Below are 21,806 nucleotides of genomic sequence, written 5' to 3'. Positions count from 1 at the left end.
TCCACTGTGAGATAGCAAAGACAATAATTATAAATAAGCATTAATCTACTTATTCAATAAGCTTTTATGTAATAAATAAAAAACCCTCAATGTTAGTTATGCTAACGATTGAGGGTTTTATTATTAAGTCTTAAACGTCTAACTTAAGATTTATTCTGTTTTAGCATCTGCCAATATTTTTCGTAAATCGCATTCGCTTCACCTAAATCAGTGTGGTAAGTCCCTTTTTCAATCACACTTGCAGGTGGCACTACCATTGGATCATTGCGCATCTCTTCACTTAATAGTGGAATCGTCGCTCTATTAGGTGTTGAGTTACCCACTCCTTCAACAACTAACTTGCCCATTTCAGGACGAAGAATAAAGTCGATAAAGCGATGTGCATTTTCAACATTCTCTGCCCCTTTAGGGATAACAAAGCTATCTACCCAGAAAGTAACGCCATCACTTGGGTAAACATATTCAACAGTGCCTAGCTCAACTTGTGCCATATAAGCTTCACCATTCCACATCACACCCATTGGTACATTACCTTGAATTAAAGGTAACTTAGGAGAGTCAGATAAAAACAGTTTAACGTTAGGTAATAACTCAACTAATGCTTCATAAGCCTGACGAATTTCATCTTCATTAGTGGTGTTATTTTCAAAGCCTTTTACTTTTAGACCCATTAAGAAAATATCACGTACATCATCAAGTAATAGCAATTGATCTTTAAATTCAGGTTTCCATAAATCTTTCCAAGAAGTCACTGAAGACGGATCCATTTCATCGGTATTTACCGCAATAGCCGTACTTCCCCAAAGATAAGGAATACTGTACTCATTGCCTGGATCGTAAGCTTGGTCTAATAGACTTGGCTCTAAATTATCTAGATTTTTAAGTTTTGATTTATCAATTGGCTGTAATAAATCAGCACGTTTCATTCGCTCGATAAAATACGTTGTTGGTACTGCTAGATCGTAACCTTTACCATTAACTAATTGTAATTTAGCAAACATTGTTTCATTACTATCAAAGGTTGCTACTTCGACTTTAATGCCTGTTTCTTTGGTAAATGCAGTTAATACTGAGTCAGGAATATAGTCAGCCCAGTTATATAAAACTACTTTTTCTTGCGCAATCGCAGACACACTGAATAGCGCTGCCGCTGTAAGAGTTAACCATTTTTTCATTATAAATTTCCTTTTTTACGTAACAGGAGTTGTGATATTACAATTAAGACTACCGACCCAACAAAAAGTAAGGTAGAAATAGCATTTACTTCTGGCGAAACACCAACACGCACCATGGAATATATTTTAAGTGGTAATATTTCATAGCCTGGTCCCGTCACAAAAGAACTGACAATTACATCGTCAATAGACAAGGTAAAACTTAACAACCAGCCGGATGCCACCGCTGGTAAAATCATAGGTAAAATAATTTTTCTAAATACTTGCCACTCATTTGCCCCTAAGTCTCGTGCAGCCTCTGTCACTGACATATCCATGTCTCTCAAACGAGAAAAAACACTAATAATCACAAAAGGCAAACAAAAGGTAATATGTGCGATAAGTAATGAGATATAACCTAGCTCAATCCCTAACGTCACAAACAAAATAAGTAAAGCAATCGCCATGACAATATCCGGCGTTAACATACTAACAAACACCAAACTTGAAACAGCACCTTTACCATAAAAACGATAACGTTGTAGTGCTACAGCAGCCAACGTACCAATAACGGTCGCTGCAGTAGCACTGGTTAAGCCAACCTGCAATGTATGCCAACCGGCTTCCATCAACGTATCATTTAAAAATAATTTATCGTACCATTTAAAGGTGAAACCACCCCATTTACTACCGTATCGAGAGGCATTAAATGAATTCACCACCAAAATTAAAATGGGTGCATAAACATAAAATAATACCAACCCGATAAAGCTTAACTTAAAAATTCGAGTCATTAAGACCCCCTGAGCGGTTAGACATTTTAGTCGCACGGTAATAAAGCCATAACATAAAAGATAATAGTAAAATCATTAATACACTCAATGCCGCCCCAAAAGGCCAATCGCGTGTTTGAATAAATTGATTTTTAATCACATTACCCAGTAATGAATGCTTAGAGCCACCCAATAAATCTGCCACAAAAAACATCCCCATCGCCGGTAATACCACCATTAAACACCCGGCCAGAATACCCGGTAAAGTTAACGGTAATGTAATACGCAATAAACGACTGGTTGCATTAGCGCCTAAGTCTTTTGCTGCCTCTAATAATTTAAAATCCAGTTTTTCCATGGATGAATAAATCGGTAAAATCATAAAAGGCAATAAAATATAACTAAGGCCAAATATCACCGCAAACTGGCTGTATAACATATCCAGTGGCTTATCTATTAAACCAACAAATTGTAATACTTGATTGATCATGCCTTTTTTACCCAATAGAAATTGGATCGCATAAATTCGTACTAATGAATTGGTCCAAAAAGGCACAATTAATAGAAACAAAATAACACCGCGCCAACGTTTCGGTAAGCCCATTAAGCACATTGAAAATGGATAAGCGATCAACAAACAAACTGCAGCCGTAACCACTGACATAAACAGTGAATCCCATAACAATGAAACAAAGCTAGGATCTAAAACACTTTTCCAACCAGCTAAACTAAACTCATACTGAATTAAAAAATCAGCATCTCGAGTCAGAAAGCTCGTTACTAGTACCATTAAGCTTGGTACTAAAACAAACAGTGCTAGCCAGCTTGTTGCTAGGCCAATAGCCCAAAAACGAAACTGATTAAATTGATTGTTCATAAGGCAATACCACTTCCCAGCCAGTGAACCACTCTATTGCTACTTTTTGACCTAAGCGATAATCATAATCTGGATCATCTTCATCAAAAAACTCACTAGCAATCACGGTTGTTCCAGTTGATAAACGAATATACGAATCCATTGTTTTGCCTTTATAGTTACACTCGTGAATATGCCCATCCATGTGTATCTTCTCGTCATCTGACTCAGGTTTAGTGATTCGTATATCTTCAGGTCGCAGTAATATGTGTACTTTATCATCCGCAGCAAAAGGATAATCGGTTTGCACCACCCACTCTGCTCCCTCTGCGATCACTTCTACATGATTATCATCGATACGACGTGTTACTTGACCATCAAACTGGTTAATTTCACCGATAAAACGCGCAACAAACAAATTCACAGGCGTCTCATATATTTCACGCGGTGTACCAATTTGTTGTACTTTTCCTTTATGCATTACCACGATACGATCAGACATTGATAATGCCTCTTCTTGATCATGCGTTACATAAACAAACGTAATATTCAATTGACGCTGTAAACGTTTTAACTCAACTTGCATTTCTTGACGTAATTTATAATCAAGTGCACTTAATGATTCATCCAATAACAACAAGCGTGGACGGTTCACTACCGCACGCGCAATCGCGACACGTTGTTGTTGACCGCCAGATAGTTGATGTGGTTTACGCTTTGCAAAGTCTTCTAAACGCACCATACGTAATGCTTCCATTACGCGTCCATCAATCTCAGCCTTAGGCACTTTATGCATTATCAAACCAAATGCGATATTGTCGTAAACTGTCATATGCGGGAACAAAGCATAACTTTGAAAAACCGTATTAACAGGACGATGTTCAGCTTTGAGAATAGCTATGTTTTGTTGATCCAGTAATACTTGCCCTTGGTCTTCTTGCTCAAAACCAGCAATAATACGTAAGACCGTGGTTTTACCACAACCAGAAGGACCTAATAAAGTCAGGAATTCACCATCATAAATGGTCAGGTCTAAATCGTCTAAAACCGTGTTGTCAGCAAATGTTTTACTCACACCATTCAGTTGCAATAGCGGTTTGCACTCAGTCACATTCAATATTCCAATATTTGAGCCAGTTAAGGCATTTAAAAGTGTTAAACGTTATCGTTTAAGCGTTTTGTACAATAGGCAGGTTTACTGTAAACATAATATTTACGGTAAGTATAATAGGAAGAATTTAATCAGCTTTTTAAATCTTAATAATGATACCTCTCCTACTCTGCTATTTTTCGCGATTGTACATTTAACTCAACGAAATTCAATTAAATAATGAGCGATTTTTTAAAAAAATAAATCTCGTCAGAAGAGACAAAATAACGATGACTATTGACATTTTTATCCTCCTTTCAAAGTACAATAAAAAGCCCGTAGATAAAGGAAGATAATGATCTGTTTTTCAGCATTAAAGCAAAGCTTTACCTTCCTGTTTATTGGCAATCCAAGAAGGTAAAAAAGTTTCTTTAACTTAGTACTGAGAATCTAAAACGATGCGTTCGCCATAAATGCCATTTTTAGGGATCGGCGTATAACTAGAGTTTGAAGCACGCATAATACGTATACCCTCCGCACCAGCTTGTCGTGCTGAAATAATATCGCCATCTGCATCGCCATAATAAATTTTAATATTATTATCTTTAATCGGTTTTGTTTTTAAATATTCATCTCTACTTGCACCGGCAAAGATCACATCATGCATCTTTTCAATATTAAAAACGCCTTTTATATAGTTGGTTGTAAAGTCACAATCAGACCCTGTACGCCCGGTGATAAAATAAATACTATCTCCACGCTTCTGATGCATATTAATTAATTGCGTTGCAATCTGTTTAGGTCGACTAAATGCGTCCCAACCACAGTTAGCTTTATCCCAAAACTTCTGATTTTTCAGATAACCATATTCACCAGGCGAGAACTCCTGTTGACCTCTATAAAAGACGGGTGTACTGAATAACACGGTATCATCGATATCAAAACCGACTGCCATCGGTGGTTTATCAGCGAGTTCCTTTTCAAGTTCTTTTACAGAAACTGTATTTAATTCCGCAGGTACCCCTAAATTGAGTATATCAATAGTAGAGTAACCTTTTGATGTACCTGGTGTTTTAGGGTCTGCATTAACGCTGACTGATGCTAAACAAGACACAATAATTGAAAGTGCAATAATATTCTTTTTCATGTTTAATCCTTTTATTGATGAAATCATCTACATGACTGAAATGCAGAGTAAACAGAATAGCAATTCTTAAGTATTTGAAAATACAAAGAAATGTCAAATTTTCGTCCAGAATAAGAAAACTTTTAAACTTATAAGCTACCTTCCCTACGATTAAGCCCCAACATTTTTTCAAAAATGGTAGAAAATACAGAACTCAATCTAGGTTTTAATATAACTACTTGTATAACACCCTATTCTTAGAGTCTATTTACTGAACAAAACAAACAAATCCAATGATGTTAAAGGCTATAGCGACAATACTGAGAGATAACTAATAAGAAATAGATGACAAATTATGCGCTCTTCAACTCAATTATTTTTTATCGCCCTCTTAATGTTGCAGCGATAGAATATTTTCATAAAAAACAACCTTTAATCCTCTAGAATGAGTCATCAAAGTCATTTTTTAGTCATTTTTAATTTACAATTGCGAAATGACAAACAAACTCGTTAAAAAATCTTTTATACTCCGCTTGATTTTAAAGAACGTGAAGTAGATCAAATAAAAAATACTAATAATGTCTACCTCTTTTGCAAAATGTAGTTCACCTAGGAGAAATAATGAAAGCAATAAAACGTATCGACAGAAAACAAGTGCGACCTACCGATGCTTATATCGAAGACAATATGGAGCCTAAAAAAGTATCATTTAGTAATATTACCGTTGTTCAACAAATGATGGATGTTGATGCGAATATTGCTGGCAATGTTCACGGTGGTTCAATCATGAAATTGGTTGATAACACAGCTTGTATGGTTGGTATGCGTCATACTGGTGGTAATGCAGTAACAGCTTCACTTGATCGTCTTGATTTCCATTCTCCTGTTTATGTCGGTGATATCCTAAGAATAAAAACCAGTGTCAACTATGTTGGTTCAACTTCAATGGAAATTGGTGCTCGTATCGAAGCGGAAGCAGTATTAACCGGTGAAGTACGCCATACCGCTTCTGCTTATTTAACATTTGTATCTTTAGACGAGCATGGCAAACCACGTCAAATTCCTCAGATTATTTGTGAAACAGCTGATGAGCGTAAACGTTTTGCAGCAGCAAAAGAGCGTAAAATTAAACGTGCTGAAGAACGTAAGCGTGAAAGAGAAATGAAACAAGCAGATATCGCATAATAACCCCGCTAATAAATAAAAGGTTAACAAAGCTGTTAACCTTTTAAGCCCTATTCACTAATCGACTTAATAATTAAGTTTTGCAAAGGTGCTGGTAGCGTTATTTTCCCTGCTAACACAAACTCATGTGCAGCTTCAGACATTTTCTTCCATGTTTTCAGGATAATCGCCATCCATTTTTCCTCTGAATATTCAGGGTGCTTTTGTGCAAAAGCCAACATGTAATGTTCAATAAACACTAACCCAGCCACATCCTCTAGCAACTGACTGTCAGCATTACGTTTAATGGACTTTTTACTTACCGCCGTTTTTGCGCGATCAATGGCGTTTTGATCATAACCGACCTCTTCCATTATTTTTGCAACATGATTGGCATGAAAAGTATAAAGTTCAGTACGCCATTGATGATAGCCTTGCTTACCTAACGGGTAATCACTTCGAGCAGATTGCCAACGTAACATATGCTGACCTCGACAAGCGATTTGTAATACCTGATCTGCATTGGTTTTAAAGCGCGCGAGCATTTCCGACATACGAACGGAGTACAGATGTTCCTTTGCCCATTCGACATTATCCACTGTTTCTTTATTTGGATCCTGGTGATTAGCAAGATCAATCAGCTCAATGGCTTGTTTTAACTTTCCCTGTGTCATTATAAAGCTCCAATTGTGGTTGAATTAAACAAAGCACCCCGTTGTCTTAAGAGGCATCAATAAACAAAAATCGAAATAGGAAATAAATAGTGGAATATTATAATTAATAAATACCAGTAGATAGTATTTTTATAGAAGAGTTTCAAGCTAATAAAGCGCAACAATTTGCGATATTAAACAAAAAAGCCAAATAATCACTTATTTGGCTTTTTATCTTATCAGTTGCTCAATTTACGACGCGAATACCCATGCAGCAAGGGTATAACTAATACCAGTAATGAAGAAGATACCAACGATATTAAGCACAAATCCGGCTCTCATCATCTCTTTTATCCGTAACTGGCCAGAAGCAAATACAATACTATTAGGCGGTGTCGCCACTGGCATCATAAACGCACAACTTGCAGCTAATGCAGCTGGAATAGCAAGCATCGTTGGGCTTTCACCCATTGCAATCGCAATAGGACCAAGCAACGGTAAAAAGCCTGCCGCTGTTGCAGTGTTACTGGTCACTTCAGTTAAGAAGATAATCGCAGCAGTAATAATTAACATCACAACAATTATAGGTAAGGTGCCAGTAGAAGCCAAACTATCACCAATAAAGTCAGCTAACCCAGAACTTTTTATTTGAGCTGCAAGGCTTAAACCACCACCAAATAATAACAAAATTCCCCACGGTAAATTTTTCGTACTCTCCCAGTCCATGACGAACTCTTGTTTTTTTAAGTTAACTGGAATAACAAATAACAATAACGCAGCAAAAATAGCAATACCGGTATCGTTAATTGGTAGCCCAGTCACCTTCACTAAAAGAGGTCGAAAAATCCAACTAACAGCCGCACTTAAAAATATCACAGCAACCCATTTTTCACCTTTACTTAGCTTACCCAGTGATTTCAGTTGTTGCCCTAATAACGTATTTGCATCGCCTTCTTGTGTATTTGGTAACTTATAAGCAAACTTAGTTAACCATACCCAAGTAAATGTAAGCATGATAATTGACAGTGGTAAGCCAACAATCATCCATTCGCCAAAACCAAGTTCAATATCGTAACTTGTTGATAAGTAAGCTGCAAGTAACGCATTTGGTGGCGTTCCAATTAATGTCGCTAAACCACCAATACTCGCGGCATAGGCGATCCCTAATAATAACGCGCTGGCAAACTGTGGGTTTTTATCACGTTTTTCACCACACACAATACCAATAATTGACATGCCGATTGGTAGCATCATTACCGCAGTTGCAGTGTTACTCATCCACATTGATAAAAATGCAGTTACTAACATTAAGCCGCCGACTTGATGTGCAGGTTTATTTCCAACGGTTAACATAGACAGTAATGCAATACGTTTATGTAAATTCCATTTTTCCATTGCAATAGAGAGAAGAAAGCCCCCTAAAAACAAGAAAATCAGTGGATTAGCATAAGCAGCTGTCGCTTCTTTTATAGTAACTATCCCCAATAATGGCGAAAGTATAATCGGTAAAAAAGCAGTCACTGGAATTGGTGCCGCTTCAGAAACCCACCATACTGCCATAAAAGTCGCTAAACCAACCGTATGCCAAGCAGCCACACTTAAACCTTCTAACGGAGGTGGAAATACTAAGGTAATTAATAAAATAAGCGGTCCGATAATCAGCCCTAAATAACGCGAGTTAAGTGGAATAACTGATTCTTTTTCTAGCATTGACATCTCAATGTCCTTCTGATGAATGATGTAACAACGACGGTCTTGTAGACCTTTAATAGAATAATATTAAATAGCTAATATTAAAACTGTGAAGCAAACGAGAACAAATATAGCGAAATAATAATTGATGAGTTGTAAGTCTCAAAAACAAAAATAATAATTACATTTAAGTACCCATCAGTGGGTATTAATTAGATTTAAAATAACACATCAAGAATACTTTATAATTACTTTTATGATGATAACTGGCTATTCAGATAAAATAACCAGCATCTGTGCCATTGTTTTTACACAAAAAATAACCAAACACTACTATTACTAACTTAAATATAAACCGACTTTATAACCTCAAATCATCACTTTTAACAATTTATATTAAGTAGACTAATAAATAGTAATGATTGTTGAGACATATCGAAAAACACCTAACTTGTCAGAAAAGTATTGGCTTGCTAACAAACGGGGTAATGCAACGAACTTTCTAAAGTTAGATTTTGCATTTAATTTTAATACTTTCACAGTGGATCACTAATAACTACAAAGGACTCTTTATCTTGGTTTTATCTGCGCTAACAAATAACAATATTGCCCAAAACGCAAAATTAAAATGAGCATTAAGGTAGTTTAACACGCATTAAAAGGAGGCTCTGTGCTATAAAAGTAAGCCATTGCCACCCTTAATGCCATCCAACCTTCATAGGTAAACATCTCCTGTGGTGCATTGGCTGGTGCATTAATATATTGATACATAGGATTAGCTTCATCGATACTTTCTATGTCGAGAAACTCCCAACTCTCCTCAGCCATTTTCATTTGTGATTGAATACTGCTGATGTCTAAATCAGTTTCAGCGATAAAGAACAACTGTGGCTTACCACCACGCACAAGCTCTCTCGAAAAGGCCAAAGGAATTAAATTATAATCCGAACGTTTTAAGCCGATTTCACTTTCAATCTCTTTTTCCATACCTAAACTAAAAAATTCAAAAGACAGATCGGTATCCATAGGCTGCTCAGGATCCCATGCAAAAACACCGGATGCAGAACAATGAAATTTACCTATACCGTTATCCATTATGGCTTGTTCATTGCCTCTAATTGGAATTAATACTTCTTTTGTTGTTGGATTTACAACGACCACTGCAACGCCTAACGTATTAGCCAAAACAGATGACTTTAAGGGCGGTAAACAGCCACTATGATTTTTTTCATATTGATTTCTGATAGTAAAAGTATCGTCATCACCGAGTAAACCCGATGCCCAATCCAATGTTAAGTTAGTAGAGATTTGATCAAAATAACTAGCAGGCTGTATGTATACTTTTTTCTCTTGTGGATCAAAGTGTGTGATACGAATGGAATAATCATTTTGCCATTGCTCTGAACTTTCATCGAACCTTATCTTGTTTAATGCTTTAAATAATGCAACAGACTGTTGTGAATGTTCGTGTAAATAATCTGGCGGCGTAAATTGTGCATTGATAAAAACAATGGATAGCTGATTAACATCATGACCATATGAAAAACCTTCTGCTCCTTGTCTAAGCGGGATTGTTTCTGCATAAGGAGAACGACAAAATTTATATTCCTTTTCTAATTCATATTTATAATAAAATTCAATCAACTTATCCGTATCAGACTCTACAAAAGGTGATTGTTTATCTTGGTCATTAAGGCCCGATCGTGTTTTTTTTATTTTTCCTTTGGCCGATGAAATAGGGATATTTGCGGCGAACCCACCTACCACAGGAAGGCTTAATTGAATCGTGGGATTTTCTTCTTTATAACGATTCCAAAACCTTTTCAAATTACCAATAACAGCTGATTTCATCTACCCTCTCCACACTTACTATAACAATAAAGACACACTAAGATTACACCAGTAAACAAGATCTGAATACAAATGCATACTGTTTATAATCAGTTATTGATAAATAAGCTATTAATATTAATAGGATTTTATGTTTTGATTAAAATATTACGCACCTGTTAACGTCCAATAACCAAAAAAAGCCACTCAATTGAGCGGCTTTTTTACTAACCTATCTTAGTGTGGGCAGCTAAGGCAAGCGTTAAAATTCGATATTAAACGAACTTATTCTTTACAACCTTGCAATTGGGATTAAAGGTTAAGGTTGGCTATTCATCACTTGATCCATTATCGCCATACTTTCCTCAAAATAAGGATTGTAGGTAAGACGTGCTAGCGTTTTACCTGGCACTTGCCAACCATAAGAAGAATACCAAATCTCTTCTCCTTGCTCGCAAGCGGTTTGCTGTGCTTCATCTTGTCCATTATTACAGATAATAGTTGCAGCTTGTTGTCCATATTCAAGGTTATCAGACGAATATAACAATCCCATATGGGATCCATTAACAATATGTAAATCGGGAAGATCCATACTAAATCGAGTACTATTAGTAATTCCGAGGTCCTCTTCACCCTGCCATACTAAATGATTGTTTTGATTGGTAAATTGATTTTTAAATACATCGCTCGGTAATGCCCTATCAATGACCCGGTCACCTTCACTCATCATCATAAATACTGGCTTGTTATAAGTTACCTCTTGTAAATCGTCTTGCACTACTTCAGCGGTATCGTAATAAACAGCGGCACCATGCATCGGCAAAGAGTTGTAACGCATATAATTAGTTTCAGGATCTTGATCTGCCCAAGTGACAAAGTAACTAGCAAGACCAGCCCATTTTACTGCCGATGATTCAGGTTTAAAGGCTGGTGAAAAGAGTAATAAGCCTGCGATACTATCATCTTGTAAGGCTGCTGAGGTGACTAAGTTAGCACCAGTAGAGTAGCCCCCAAGCCACAGCTTATTGACAGTTGGTTTTAATAACGCAATATTATGTTTTAGCACCTGTTGCCAATCTTCTAATGTCGGTAACATTAGGTCACCAGACTTACTGCCGTGTCCCGGTAATAATAATCCTCTGACAAGGTAACCTTGAGCAACAAGGTGTTGTGCAATATCCGTAAATGAATAAGGGGAATCGCCCAAGCCATGCACCAAAATAACTGCCTCACCATTGGGTTGTTCGGGTATTAACTCAAAAGGCAGATTGGCTTGTAATTCTTTTTCGATATCATCAGTTTTAAACACTCGGTTTTCTAATAACCATTGTTTAGTTTGATCGATATATTGCTGGAAATCATCCTGCGAATAACTAGGCAAGGATGTTGCAACTTGATAGTTAGGATTAAGGTTTCCCTGACTACAGGCCGTTAATAAGAAAATTGAACTTAAAGCAGCATAACGAAAGAAAAATGACATCAATTTAGCAACCTATCAAATGAGTGAGTATAAAATAATAAACCAGTCTCTATGCTACTGATTATAGCGACAGCTTGATAATTAATAGCAAATTAACGTCCTCAATTATGGACGATGCTACCAATAAATCCTCTGCGAAAAGAATTAAGCTGGATAAAAAAACGACTTGCAACAAGCACATTTCATATTATTAGTTACGTACATAAAACGTAATTGGATCGAAAAATGTCTATAAATCATACTAAAAAGTCCATTTAACATCATTTATAAAGCATATCAGGGAATATTAGGTGAAATAAGGAATACACCGATCAATACTTATCAATATAGCGTTTTTCAAACAACTAGTTGGTACTTTTTATTTTTTATCTATTAACACCGTCACATTCTGTATCATTTACTGCTATTTAGAGTGACCTGACTAAGTTGTTTCATTTCCATATTTTATTCAATTTAATTAAGAGGTTAACCCGCTTTGACTAATCAAACGAGTATTCATGATGAACAATCATCTACGCCCTTACCGTCGCTAAAACCGAATAATTTATTAGTATATGTAATGGCCATAGCCTGTGGCATGGCAGTAGCCAACCTTTATTATGCGCAACCTTTATTACATACCTTAGCGGAAGTATTTGGTACCTCAATCGGCACCACGGGGTTAATTATTACCATGACCCAGTTGGGTTATGTGTTAGGGCTAGTGCTAATAGTGCCGCTTGGTGACCTTCTTGAACGACGTCGTTTAATTACCATTGTTACCGCAGGTACAGCAATTGGATTAGCAGGTGCAGCAATGTCTACTGGGATTGGCATATTTCTACTGTCTTGCTTAGCTATTGGTTTAACCGCAGTAGCCGCTCAAGTCTTAGTGCCCTTTGCCGCTGTTTTAGCAGAAGAGGGACAACGTGGCGCAGTCATTGGCCGTGTGATGTCGGGTTTATTATTAGGTATTTTATTAGCAAGAACGGTATCGGGGTTAATTGCTGATGTTTATGGTTGGCAAGCCGTATTTTGGTTCGCAACCTTCAGCATGTTAGTTCAAACGGTTGTGCTCTGGAAAATGCTACCTGTAAGTCGTGGACAAATGCGTCTATCTTATCCAGCGTTAATTGGTTCGATAGTCCACCTATTACGAGACGAGCCATTACTAAGACGTCGTATTGTGTATGGCACACTAGGCTTTGCGTCTTTTAGTGTATTTTGGACTTCCTTAGCTTTTTTACTGGCTCGCCCTCCTTATAGTTATAGTGATTCATTAATTGGATTATTTGGTTTGCTTGGCGCGGCTGGTGCTTTAAGTGCTAGTTTTGCAGGGAAATTGCATGATAAAGGCCATACCCGAATCGGCACCGGATTATTGTTATCATTAATTATGATTGCTTTTGCGATCATGGGCTTATTTAGCACTCACCTTATTGCCATTTTAATCGGTGTAGTGCTGTTAGATGTTGGTCAACAAGGTTCACATATCTTAAATCAAAGTGTTATCTACACATTAAATCCCGAAGCAAGAAGTCGTATAACAACGGCTTATATGACCAGTTTTTTCTTTGGTGGCGTAGTAGGTTCAGCCTCTGCTGGCTATGTATTTGAGCTAGCCGGTTGGACAGGTGTTTCGTGGTTAGGTGGTAGTTTTGGCATCATTGCTTTTTTATACTGGCTAACCGAGTTTAAAACCAAGCAAGCATAGCCCACTCAGGTTCAGTTATCTCGCATGAGGTTATCTAAGCTAACTTGATAACCTCATGGTAAGTAAAAAGAGGTAGAATGATAATTTAAGGCTCTCTTTGAAACCCCCGTAAAATTCAACATCTTTGTGATTTGAACGTTCACCGTCCATAATCCCCAGCTTCGTGGCGACAAAACTCGCTGAATTTTTAGAAGCGTTTCTCCTCAATTAGGTGAAATCCATCTCTTAATCAAATAGCAGTCTATCTTTAGGTTACCATTTAACAAAGAAAAGGTAACTAGCATCAATAGTATTAACAACAACTATTCTAAAGCGATTTAATCACCAAAATTTAATTTAAATTAATTATTTATAATCAGTCAGTTATACTATATAGATAAGTTAACGTTAAAAACAACAAAACTCAGTGCAACGTTTTAGGTATCACTCTGCACTATTAATTTATATTGCATTTAGTCTAAGTTCTCAGGCAAGATAATTTATCATTGGATACGGAATCTAGCCTAATAAAAAATAGAAGGTCATATTTTATGATACATGTTAATCGCTCTATATTAAGCGCCCTAGCCATCATTGGATTAGTCACGACGAGTGGCGTTAATGCGCAACCCCGTACCGACCTTATTTTAGGCATGAGTGTTGAACCTTCTGGTTTAGACCCAACTGCGGCTGCCCCTGTCGCAATCGCACAGGTGGTATGGCAAAACCTATTTGAAGGACTAGTTACGATTAATAAAGAGGGTGAAGTAGAGCCAAGCCTTGCCGAAAGCTGGTCAATTTCAGAAGATGGCTTAACCTATACTTTTGATTTACGTGATAATGTTACTTTTCAAAACAATAAAGCTTTCACTGCTGATACGGCAAAATATACTTTAGATAAAATACTAAAAAGCGATTCTATCAATCCGCAAAAGGCGTTGTACACACCAATCAAAAGTATTTCAGCACCCGATCCTGATACGCTTGTGATCACCCTATCGTCACCTTCTGCAGATTTACTGTATTGGTTAGGATTTCCAGCAGCTGTGATGATTGAACCTTCTAGTGAACAAAATAATGCCACTCATCCAATTGGAACGGGCCCATTTTTATTCAGTAATTGGAAAAAAGGTAATCAGGTTACCCTTTCAAAATACGATAATTATTGGGGTGAAAAGCCTAAACTTGATAAGGTTACTTTCCGTTTCATCTCAGATCCACAAGCACAAGCGGCAGCACTTAGCTCTGGTGGAGTGGATGCTATTCCACAATTCCAAGCACCTGAACTCACAAGCCAATTCCAAAGTGACAACAAGTTCGAAACTGTTATTGGCACAACCAGTATGGAAGTGATTGCAGGCATCAATAATAACCGAAAACCATTTAATGACCCACGAGTACGTCAAGCACTGATGATGGCAACGGATCGACAGGCAATCATTGATGCGACAAATGAAGGTTTCGGCACCCCAATTGGTAGCCACTTCTCACCTTCTGATGCAGGTTATGAGGATTTAACCAACGTCTGGCCATATGACCCAGTTAAAGCAAAAGCCTTATTAGCAGAGGCTGGATATCCTAATGGGTTTACTTTTACCATGAAAATGCCAACCTTAGCTTATGCGGAACGTGCAGCAGAAATAATGCAGGCGTATTACGCTATGATCGGCGTAACAATGAAACTAGAAAGCTCAGAGTTCCCGGCAAAATGGGTACAAGATGTATTTAAAGATACCAACTACGATATGTCGATAGTGGGTCACGCAGAACCTATGGATATTAGCATTTATGCTCGTCACCCTTATTACTTTAATTACCAAAGCACTGACTTTGATGCATCAATAGCAGCAACGGCCAATACCACAAATGAAGCAGATCGCTTGCTTGGTTACAAAAAAAGCCAAGCGATTCTTGCTCAAGATGTACCTGCCTTGTTCTTATACGCTTATCCTAAAATTGGTATTTGGAAAAAAGGATTACACGGAATGTGGGAAAATTTACCAGTGCCATCAAATGATATTACCGATGCTTTTTGGAGTGAGTGATCTCAATAAAATGGTTTCTTCGTTGCGCTGACTAGAAACCATTATTGTGTATACATTAAGGATGAATTCAATGCACTGTATTGCTAAACCAATTGCCAAATCATTGAGTGGGTTAATTATTACCTTACTCTTTGTTTCTTTTATTATTTTTCTGGTCATGGAAGCCGTCCCTGGTGACCCTGCGGAAATAATATTAGGCATGTCAGCGCAACCAGACACTTTAGCTGCATTAAGAAGTCAACTTGGTTTAGACCGCCCTTTTATTGAACGATACTTACACTGGCTAACGGGATTATTAAGCGGGGATTTAGGCAATTCATACACTTACTCCACCTCGGTCGCACAACTGATTGTTGAACGATTACATGTCACATTACCGCTTACTGGATTGGCAGTTATGCTCTCGGTATTAATCTCACTGCCACTAGGGGTAACAGCATCCGCTAAGCCAAATGGCATCGTTGATTCTTTTGCCTCTGCTTTCTCGCAAATAGGCATTGCCCTGCCTAACTTTTGGATTGGGCTGCTACTGATTATCGGTATTGCCTTAACAACCGGTTGGTTTCCAGCCGGTGGTTTCCCCGGTTGGGACAATGGTTTTTGGCCTTCATTAAAAGCCTTAATGCTACCTTCAATTGCCTTAGCCATTCCACAGGCTGCTGTGTTAACACGTGTCACACGTGCCGCAGTGATCGAGATAACCAATGAAGACTTTGTCAGAACAGCCCGCGCTAAAGGGGCAACACCAAACTATGTATTGTGGCATCACGTTCTACCCAATGCGCTGATTCCAGTCGTCACCATGTTAGGTATGCAAATTTCAGTGTTAATCGCTGGTGCAATACTGGTTGAAAATGTATTTAACCTACCCGGCATGGGCACACTCGCTTATCAAGCCCTTGCACAGCGTGATTTTATCGTTATTCAAAATGTTGTGTTATTTTTTGCCGTGGTGGTTATTTTCATTAACTTCTTAGTGGATGCGCTCTATAACATACTCGACCCTCGCTTGAGGATCCGCCGATGAAACGAATTCCAATATCACTGATGATAGGCGGTGTGATTACAGCAACGTTAGTTATCGCGGCTATCTTAAGCCAATTCTGGACACCGGTAGACCCTAGCCAAATCAATATTATGCATCGTCTTAAAGCGCCTGGAGTAGAGGGACTTTTAGGAACAGATCATTTTGGGCGAGATTCCTTTTCAATGATAATGGCAGGCGCTTGGGTGTCACTGGGTGTGGCATTTTCAGCGATTGCTCTAGGCGGATTAGCAGGGACAATAATCGGGGTAACGGCGGCATGTAAACGTGGCCGATTTGAAGCAATCACGATGCGTATCGTCGATGTTTTATTTGCCTTTCCACCTGTGTTATCTGCTATTTTGTTAGCCGCCATTCTTGGTGCTGGCGCGACCACCACCATTGTTGCCATTGCTCTATTTATGATTCCTGTATTCACTCGAATCACACGCAGTGCAGCATTACAAATATGGGCGAGAGATTATATCCAAGCCGCTTGCATGGCAGGCAAAACCAATATTCAAATTACACTTGAGCACGTCATTCCCAATATATCTTCTCAAATAATAGTACAAGTCGCGATTCAAACCGGCCTTGGAATATTAACTGAAGCAGGCCTGTCCTTTTTAGGCTTAGGTATTGCACCACCAACACCAAGTTGGGGACGTATGCTAGCAGATTCACAAACTTACTTTTCATTAGCGCCGCACCTCGTTTATGTGCCTGGTATTGCTATTTGTCTGGCAGTATTAGGGCTAAATTTATTAGGTGATGGGTTGCGTGACCTCACTGATCCTAAGAGGAAATAATAAAGATGATGCTGGATATAAAAAACCTTAAGGTCAGTTTTCAAAATAGCAAAGGCAGTGAAACGGAAGTGTTACACGGGATTAATTTATCAATCAATAGAGGTGAAACACTGGGTATTGTTGGCGAAAGCGGCTCAGGAAAATCTGTACTTTCCCTGGCGACTATCGGTTTACTACCAGCAAACGCTAAGATAACAGGTGAAATATTATTCCAAGGTAATAACTTATTAACCATGTCCGAAAAGCAGTTATGTAAACTCAGAGGTGCTAACATTGGCTTAATTTTTCAGGAGCCAATGACCGCACTTAACCCAGCAATGAAAGTTGGCAAACAAATAGCAGAAAGCTTACGCCTGCACACTAAAATAAGCCGCAAAGAAGCACAGCAAGCAGCGCTTCAACTACTTGAAATGGTTAAAATTCCTGATGCAAAACGGAAAATGGAATGTTACCCGCATGAAATGTCTGGCGGACAACGCCAACGCGTCGGTATCGCTATCGCCATTGCCTTAAAACCAGATTTATTAATTGCAGATGAACCAACAACAGCACTTGATGTAACGGTACAAGCTGAAATCCTAGATATTCTTGATGAGTTAGTCACTGAGCTTGGTATCGCATTGATCTTGATCTCTCATGATCTGGGTGTGATTGCACGTATCGCCGATAAAACCTTAGTGATGTATCACGGTAATGAAATGGAACATGGCGAAACAGCTGATATTTTACGTCGCCCAACTCATGACTACACCAAAAAATTACTTGCAGCCTTACCACGTCGTACTCGCCTTGATTTTGACAATGTGCCATTTGCCCAAGGAGAGCTCAAATGAGAAAAAAAATTCTAGAGGTGGTTGGTTTAACACGTGAATTCAAGCTCGGTGACACTACCATCAAAGCCGTTGACAATGTTTCTCTGTCACTTGAAGCCGGAAAAATATTAGGTATTGTCGGAGAAAGTGGCTCAGGAAAGTCAACGTTGGCGAAAATCGTCATGGCGCTAGACAAACCTACTGCAGGTAGTGTTATTTTTGAAAACAGTGAAATATTTGGTTTAACCGCTGATAGACTGAGAAAGTTACGTGCCGGTTTTCAAATGATATTTCAAGACCCTTATGGTTCGCTTAACCCGCGCCATAAAATATCACGAATAATCGCAGAGCCGCTTCACTTAAAAGATAACCCACCTAAAGGACAGGCACTGCGCGATTGTATAGCCTCTTTATTAACAGATGTTGGGCTTTGCGCTGCTGATATGGATAAATACCCCCATGAGTTTTCAGGTGGTCAGCGCCAACGCATTGCCATCGCACGGGCATTAATTACTAAGCCTAAGTTAATTGTTGCCGATGAAGCAACCTCCGCACTTGACCTAACAGTACAAAATCAAATATTAAGATTAATCTTAAAAATGCGTGATAAGTACGGCATATCAATTTTATTTATTACTCATAACATCGCGGTAGTTGATGAGATTTGCGATAACGTCGCCGTCATGCAATCCGGAAAGCTTGTGGAAACAGGAACAGTACGCGAAGTATTGGATAATCCAAAACAAGATTATACCAAGAAGTTACTTTCTGCAGAGCTATCCTTGAGTAATATAGGTCGGCAAGCCAACCAAAAAGTTACCTAGGTTATTTATATTAATCAAAGTAATGCCTGATAGCTTGATCTATTAATATAACGAGGATGCTATAAATGAATGATTTTTCAGACTTTAATACCCGTGATATTGTAAAGGCCTACGCAAGCGGCGAGACCAGTCCATCAGAGTATATGGATTGGTTGATTAATCGAGTTGAAAAAGTAGAGCCTAAAGTCTGTGCTCTTTATGTATTCAAACCAGACCAGGCAAAACAACAAGCTGCAGAGTCAACTAAACGCTGGTTTAAAAAGCAAACAATCGGCCCATTAGATGGCGTTCCTGTGACGGTCAAAGAATTAATCGCCACTAAAGGGGATGCAACGCCTTTAGGTACTGCAGCATCAGATAAAACACCAGCCACTGAAGATGCCCCGACAGCCGCGCGCTTAAAAGAAGATGGCGCAATTATATTTGCTAAAACAACGTGTCCAGATTATGGCATGTTATCTTCCGGCCTTTCTACATTTCACCATTTAAGCCGTAACCCTTGGGATTTATCTCAAAATCCAGGTGGCTCATCTGCAGGTGCAGCAGCTGCGGGAGCCGCAGGTTTTGGTACGTTACACATCGGTACCGATATCGGGGGATCTGTTCGTCTCCCCGCTGGTTGGACAGGCCTATTTGGCTTTAAGCCCACGCTTGGACGAATCCCAATTTATCCTTATTACACAGGCCGCAGCGCTGGGCCAATGACCAAAACCGTAGATGATGCGATTATGGTTATGCCTACTATAGCTAAACCTGATTGGCGTGATGCAACGGCACTTGAATATCAAGCCTTAGAATGGAATGTACCACCAGCCGATGTACGTGGCATGAAAATAGGTTTAATGTTAGACGCAGGTTGCGGTATTACAGCAGAACCTGAAGTCAAAACCGCAGTACTTAATGCAGCTAAGACATTTGCAGCACAAGGCGCAGAGATTATTGAGATTAACCCAGTCTTAAAAAGGCAATGGTTAGATGGATTAGACGTCTTTTGGCGCGCACGTTTTTGGGGGACTATGCTTGAGTTAAGCCCGGCAAAACGTCAGAGTATCTTACCTTATATTTATGAGTGGGCTAAAGATGCTGAGAATGCCAACCCACTTGACGTAGTAAAAGGATTTGATGCGACATTAGCCATGCGTGATGCCTGTGGCGCTGCTTTTCACAACCTTGATGCGATTATCTCGCCTGTTAATCCTAATGTATCCTACCCTGCTGATTGGGCATCGCCAACCAATGATCCACAAAAACCCTTTGAACATATCGCATTTACATTGCCATGGAATATGGGCGAACAACCAGCGGCTTCGATCAATTGCGGATTTTCTAGCAGCGGCATGCCGATTGGCTTACAAATTATCGCCCCACGCTTTGAGGATTTAAAAGTGATCGCCTTATCGAAAGCTTATGAACTATGGCGAGGCCCAATAACTAATTGGCCTGCTTTATAAAAAGCCCAAAAAGCGTTTTAACAGGTAATTAAACAATCTCTAAATTGCTCTTTATAGTTGATCACGATCGACCATAGAGACGAGCAAAGTTGATGCTAACCTTAATGTTTAAGTATATTGCTAGCGTCCTTCTATATCTTTAATTACCATAACTTAGTTGAAATAATGTAATGACTGCAGCTTAATGGAAATAACAAAGTGGCAAGGTAAAGTCACAGGTTTTACACACCTCGTATGATCTCAATTGCCTTTGCTTAACTCGCTAACCCTTTTAAGCCATAACAGCTTTCAGCGGCTCTAACCGCCCTTAGTACAGCGATCGCCATCACTTCCGCGGCAAGCGCGCCAATAACAGAAACATCCGCTTCATGTTGACCAGTTGAAAGGGTAAAAATAGTATCGCCATCACGAAGGGTATGAATTGGGTTAATGACTCTTGCAAAACCATCATGCGCCATCATTGACACCTTTGTCGCCTGAGACTTAGTTAATGCTGCATTAGTGGCAATCGCCCCAATCGTTGTATTAGACATTTTCGATTGAGGTGAAGTGCTCTCCAACAGCATTTTTTTATACAGATTCATTGTCCCTACAAAGTCACTTTTATCCTCTGTAAGTGCGCCTGCAATAATATTGCCGGTATTAGGATCGATGACATCCCCCAAACAGTTAACAGCGACGATTGCACCAATCACAATATTATTAAAAGTCAGGCTCGCGGTACCAAGCCCGCCTTTCATCGCTAAGTCCATTCCACCCACTTTACCAACGGATGCCCCTGTACCAGCGCCAATATTGCCAGACCTAGTTTCTTGGGCAGTTGCGTTTAAACATGCTTGATATCCCATCTCTCGGTCTGGTCTTGCATGAAAATCAGCAACCGGTAAATCAAACAACACAGCTCCCGGGACAATTGGTACGCACCCAATACCAACATCATAACCGCGGTTATTCTCCTCACACCAACGCATCACCCCATCGGCACCCGCCAGTCCATAAGCACTTCCACCACTCAAATAAAGCCCTTGGATTTTTTCAATCAAATTAACCGGATTAAGCGCATCCGTTTCACGTGTACCAGGTCCCCCACCAGCAACATCAACTCCACATACCGCATCTTCATCAGGCAATATCACGGTACACCCTGTGCCACCGACACGATCTTGAGCATGGCCAACCTTGATACCCGGTACATCACAAATTGAGTCTAATGAGTTTGAGTTCAGCTTATTTGATTTTGGCAATGAAACGCTCCTTGTTAGTGATACTAGGGTTTATGTTGTTACTGAGTCGATTTGTAGTGGTCAACTAATTCCGGACATTAAATTAAGGTTTTCTTCCGCTTTCGCAG

The 21,806-nt window shown here is 39.0% G+C and carries 18 protein-coding genes; 8 read left to right on the top strand and 10 right to left on the bottom strand.

All coding sequences use genetic code 11. From position 1 onward, the window contains the following. Nucleotides 1-143: 143 nt before the first annotated feature. The 5 genes from V6256_RS08170 to aphA all read right to left on the bottom strand — a co-directional run bounded on the left by V6256_RS08170 (nucleotide 144) and on the right by aphA (nucleotide 5,020). Nucleotides 144-1,175 (bottom strand): extracellular solute-binding protein, encoded by a 1,032-nt coding sequence (locus V6256_RS08170; RefSeq protein WP_341597643.1) that lies wholly within the window; start codon nucleotides 1,173-1,175, stop codon nucleotides 144-146. After that, the gene (potC, locus tag V6256_RS08165) at nucleotides 1,175-1,948 is read right to left on the bottom strand and encodes a spermidine/putrescine ABC transporter permease PotC (RefSeq protein WP_341597641.1); all 774 of its coding nucleotides are present in this window, start codon (nucleotides 1,946-1,948) and stop codon (nucleotides 1,175-1,177) included. Before potC ends, V6256_RS08170 begins: the two co-directional genes overlap by 1 nt. Next, a complete protein-coding gene (gene potB / locus V6256_RS08160; protein ID WP_341597640.1) occupies nucleotides 1,932-2,804 on the bottom strand; it encodes a spermidine/putrescine ABC transporter permease PotB in 873 nt (290 codons plus the stop codon). The genes potC and potB overlap by 17 nt, the downstream gene beginning before the upstream one ends. After that, nucleotides 2,788-3,894, bottom strand: a complete 1,107-nt coding sequence (gene potA, locus V6256_RS08155; RefSeq protein ID WP_341597639.1) for a spermidine/putrescine ABC transporter ATP-binding protein PotA — start codon at nucleotides 3,892-3,894, stop codon at nucleotides 2,788-2,790. The genes potB and potA overlap by 17 nt, the downstream gene beginning before the upstream one ends. 415 nt (nucleotides 3,895-4,309) lie before the next feature. Beyond that, a complete protein-coding gene (gene aphA, locus V6256_RS08150; protein ID WP_341597637.1) occupies nucleotides 4,310-5,020 on the bottom strand; it encodes an acid phosphatase AphA in 711 nt (236 codons plus the stop codon). 600 nt (nucleotides 5,021-5,620) lie between these two features. Between aphA and V6256_RS08145 the strand changes: the two genes are divergently transcribed. Then, entirely contained in the window at nucleotides 5,621-6,184 is a 564-nt protein-coding gene (locus V6256_RS08145; protein ID WP_341597635.1) for an acyl-CoA thioesterase, read from the top strand. A 50-nt stretch (nucleotides 6,185-6,234) separates the two neighbouring features. Here V6256_RS08145 and V6256_RS08140 read toward each other — a convergent pair whose 3' ends face one another. The 4 genes from V6256_RS08140 to V6256_RS08125 form a co-directional block, all read right to left on the bottom strand. Beyond that, complete coding sequence (locus tag V6256_RS08140; protein ID WP_341597634.1) at nucleotides 6,235-6,837, bottom strand: DUF4202 domain-containing protein; 603 nt, start codon at nucleotides 6,835-6,837, stop codon at nucleotides 6,235-6,237. Nucleotides 6,838-7,068: 231 nt separating this feature from the next. Continuing rightward, nucleotides 7,069-8,532, bottom strand: a complete 1,464-nt coding sequence (locus tag V6256_RS08135; RefSeq protein ID WP_341597632.1) for an SLC13 family permease — start codon at nucleotides 8,530-8,532, stop codon at nucleotides 7,069-7,071. Between the two features lie 621 nt (nucleotides 8,533-9,153). Further along, nucleotides 9,154-10,359: a hypothetical protein gene (locus tag V6256_RS08130; protein ID WP_341597631.1), complete on the bottom strand. Its 1,206-nt coding sequence runs from the start codon at nucleotides 10,357-10,359 to the stop codon at nucleotides 9,154-9,156. Between the two features lie 298 nt (nucleotides 10,360-10,657). Then, the gene (locus tag V6256_RS08125; protein ID WP_341597629.1) at nucleotides 10,658-11,818 is read right to left on the bottom strand and encodes an alpha/beta hydrolase; all 1,161 of its coding nucleotides are present in this window, start codon (nucleotides 11,816-11,818) and stop codon (nucleotides 10,658-10,660) included. A 475-nt stretch (nucleotides 11,819-12,293) separates the two neighbouring features. On the opposite strand from V6256_RS08125, the gene V6256_RS08120 reads away from it, so the two are divergent. From V6256_RS08120 to V6256_RS08090, 7 genes are all read left to right on the top strand, one after another. Then, entirely contained in the window at nucleotides 12,294-13,511 is a 1,218-nt protein-coding gene (locus V6256_RS08120; RefSeq protein WP_341597628.1) for an MFS transporter, read from the top strand. A 530-nt stretch (nucleotides 13,512-14,041) separates the two neighbouring features. Beyond that, a complete protein-coding gene (locus V6256_RS08115) occupies nucleotides 14,042-15,535 on the top strand; it encodes an ABC transporter substrate-binding protein (RefSeq protein WP_341597627.1) in 1,494 nt (497 codons plus the stop codon). Nucleotides 15,536-15,605: 70 nt separating this feature from the next. Then, entirely contained in the window at nucleotides 15,606-16,562 is a 957-nt protein-coding gene (locus tag V6256_RS08110) for an ABC transporter permease (RefSeq protein WP_341597626.1), read from the top strand. Further along, on the top strand, nucleotides 16,559-17,368 hold the full coding sequence (locus V6256_RS08105; protein ID WP_341597624.1) for an ABC transporter permease: 810 nt from the start codon (nucleotides 16,559-16,561) through the stop codon (nucleotides 17,366-17,368). The genes V6256_RS08110 and V6256_RS08105 overlap by 4 nt, the downstream gene beginning before the upstream one ends. Before the next feature lie 5 nt (nucleotides 17,369-17,373). Continuing rightward, nucleotides 17,374-18,201, top strand: coding sequence for an ATP-binding cassette domain-containing protein (locus tag V6256_RS08100; RefSeq protein WP_341597623.1), 828 nt, complete (start codon nucleotides 17,374-17,376; stop codon nucleotides 18,199-18,201). Further along, a complete protein-coding gene (locus V6256_RS08095; RefSeq protein WP_341597621.1) occupies nucleotides 18,198-19,004 on the top strand; it encodes an ABC transporter ATP-binding protein in 807 nt (268 codons plus the stop codon). The genes V6256_RS08100 and V6256_RS08095 overlap by 4 nt, the downstream gene beginning before the upstream one ends. A 65-nt stretch (nucleotides 19,005-19,069) precedes the next feature. Continuing rightward, the gene (locus V6256_RS08090; protein WP_341597620.1) at nucleotides 19,070-20,455 is read left to right on the top strand and encodes an amidase; all 1,386 of its coding nucleotides are present in this window, start codon (nucleotides 19,070-19,072) and stop codon (nucleotides 20,453-20,455) included. Between the two features lie 254 nt (nucleotides 20,456-20,709). Here the strand turns inward: V6256_RS08090 and V6256_RS08085 are convergent, their stop codons facing one another. Further along, the gene (locus V6256_RS08085; RefSeq protein WP_341597618.1) at nucleotides 20,710-21,699 is read right to left on the bottom strand and encodes a P1 family peptidase; all 990 of its coding nucleotides are present in this window, start codon (nucleotides 21,697-21,699) and stop codon (nucleotides 20,710-20,712) included. Between the last annotated feature and the right edge of the window lie 107 nt (nucleotides 21,700-21,806).

The organism is Psychromonas aquatilis (assembly GCF_038155185.1).
Lineage (GTDB): Bacteria > Pseudomonadota > Gammaproteobacteria > Enterobacterales > Psychromonadaceae > Psychromonas > Psychromonas aquatilis.
This window is presented reverse-complemented; position numbering and strand designations above follow the sequence as displayed.